At 39.5% G+C, this 2,195-nt stretch carries 1 protein-coding gene and 2 pseudogenes; all 3 read left to right on the plus strand.

Going from position 1 to position 2,195, the window contains the following annotated elements; genetic code table 11:
• Window positions 1-1,235 (plus strand): annotated as a pseudogene (locus tag Q3C19_RS18080) (RHS repeat-associated core domain-containing protein); the annotation flags it as partial.
• On the plus strand, window positions 1,198-1,755 hold the full coding sequence (locus Q3C19_RS18085) for a hypothetical protein (protein ID WP_302731225.1): 558 nt from the start codon (window positions 1,198-1,200) through the stop codon (window positions 1,753-1,755). The pseudogene Q3C19_RS18080 and the gene Q3C19_RS18085, both read left to right, overlap by 38 nt.
• Before the next feature lie 200 nt (window positions 1,756-1,955).
• Window positions 1,956-2,195, plus strand: a pseudogene (locus tag Q3C19_RS18090) (RHS repeat-associated core domain-containing protein); the annotation flags it as partial.

Consider the following 2,195-nt stretch of genomic DNA (forward strand, 5'->3'; position numbering starts at 1 on the left):
AACGGCTTCGAGTTCAAGGACGCCGTGAAGCAGGCGAACGAATATGCTTACGACGCCAATGGCAATCTGACGAAAGATTTGAATAAAAACATTAGCAATATTCAATACAATTGTTTAAATTTAGAGAAGACAGGCTGCACCTCAACAAATGTAAATAAAAGCAAGCTTTTGCTTCCTTTTGTGTTCGGTTTGCACTATCTTTGCCAAGCAAGGTCACGTTCACGGACGGAAGCACCATTGAATACACCTATGCCGCCGACGGAACCAAGCTCCGCACGAAGCATGTCATCAACGGTACGACCACCACCACAACGGACTATTGCGGCAACGTGATCTATGAAAACGGTGTGCAGAAGCTGCTGCTGACGGAAGCAGGTTACCTTACCCTGACTGACAGCAAGTACCACTACTTCCTGCAGGACCATCAGGGCAACAACCGCGTGGTCATCGACCAGAACGGAACGGTGGAAGAAACGAACCATTACTACCCCTTCGGAGGTGTCTTCGCCAACTCTACGAGTGTACAGCCTTACAAGTACAACGGCAAGGAGCTGGACACGAAGAAAGGCCTGAACTGGTATGACTATGGGGCACGGCACTATGATGCGGCGATAGGGAGATTCCATACACAAGACCGCTTTGCAGAAAAGTATTATCCAATGTCACCGTATCAGTATGCAGCAAACTGCCCGATGAGGAATATTGATGTGAATGGGGATAGTATTATTATCGCTCCTAATCCGAATGGGTTAATTGATGAAATCAAGTTATGGTTTGGATTTGATACTAAATATCAAAGTCAAGTAAAGGCTGATTTGAAGCAGTTGAAGAAAGATGATAAAGTTGTTGGTGAAATGATTACAGAATTGGAAGAAAGTAGTAATATTCATGAAATTACAATGCCTGATGAACGTTCTGAAAATAAAAATGCCACACTCTACGATTCACAAAAAGCACGAGATAAAGTTTCTCAAGGTTCTATCGTTCTTTATGATCCAGAAATGAAAAAAGCAAGTAGCAGCAATGTCCGAAATCCACGAGTTGGATTAGCTCATGAACTTCAACATTCTTCAGATTTAGATAAAGGCAATTTTAATCCTGATATAAAAATCAATGGGATTTTGGAAGTAGATATACAGGCTGTGAATACAGAAAATAGAATAAGAAAAGTTACAAAAGATATAAAAAGAGTGACTTATGGGAAAAAAAAGATACCTTCTAATTTTTTGGAGTAATATTGGCTTTGCATTTATGATTATCTTTTTTACTGTAACTATCCTGTTAAAAAAAGAAAATGTCCCTTGCATGGATTTGTCAAAATATGCGTCAACTAATCCCCGCTATAAGTCCATTAATGTAATATGTAATAATAAAGAATATCATATTCTTAGTGATGAGGTATACTTAGATTTTGTAATAAATAGAAATAGGGATTCTAATAATAAAATCACATACTTTTCTTCGCGTGATATTATCATAGTTGATAGTATTACATTAAGTCAATTAAGAGAATATATTGTAGTTCCTCAACCTAAAATAGATTCTATATATAAACGAATGGGAGTAAAATATATTTTAGATACATTTTTTGTTGACGATACTCCGAAGGCATATATAGTATGTGATACTTTATCTGCTAACCAAGTTGCTGAAATCAATTATGTTATGGATATACTAATTCGTCAAGGCTTTACATTCTTTCGTGATTGTGAAACAGGTTTTCCAATGTTATCATCCTCTAAATTATCGCAATAAGTACACGCATGAATTGTAAATCCCATACTCGGAAATAGGTGATAAGCAATAGCCTTTTGAAAATAATCAATCCTTGATTCAGAAAAGTTTCTGCTTCAAGGATTGATTATTTTCTTCAAAGCATTTATATTGTCAACTTAACACTCTGCAGTTTGTCTTCACGCCCGAATGGCTGTGGGGCGGGACTTTTGACGAAGCAATACGACGGGCTGAACCGCATGCTGGATGCGGTCTATGGCGAAGGCACGAACATCGGCAGCAACGCCAACCGCTTCACCGAAAAGGTGACCGGTTACGACAAGAACGGGAACATACTTGCCTTGCAACGGTACGGGCAGACGGGGACTTCATCCTATGGTTTGATAGATAATCAGACTTTCACGCTCGATGGCAACCAGCTGAACCGGGTGGACGATGCTTCCACCGCTACGGCCTACAAC

This window comes from Bacteroides sp. ET489, from assembly GCF_030518095.1.
Classification (GTDB): Bacteria; Bacteroidota; Bacteroidia; order Bacteroidales; family Bacteroidaceae; genus Bacteroides; species Bacteroides ndongoniae.

Bases quoted from the DNA above. Each gene is read 5' to 3' on its own strand.
- Q3C19_RS18085 (WP_302731225.1), top strand. From the start codon at position 1,198: ATGGGAAAAAAAAGATACCTTCTAATTTTTTGGAGTAATATTGGCTTT.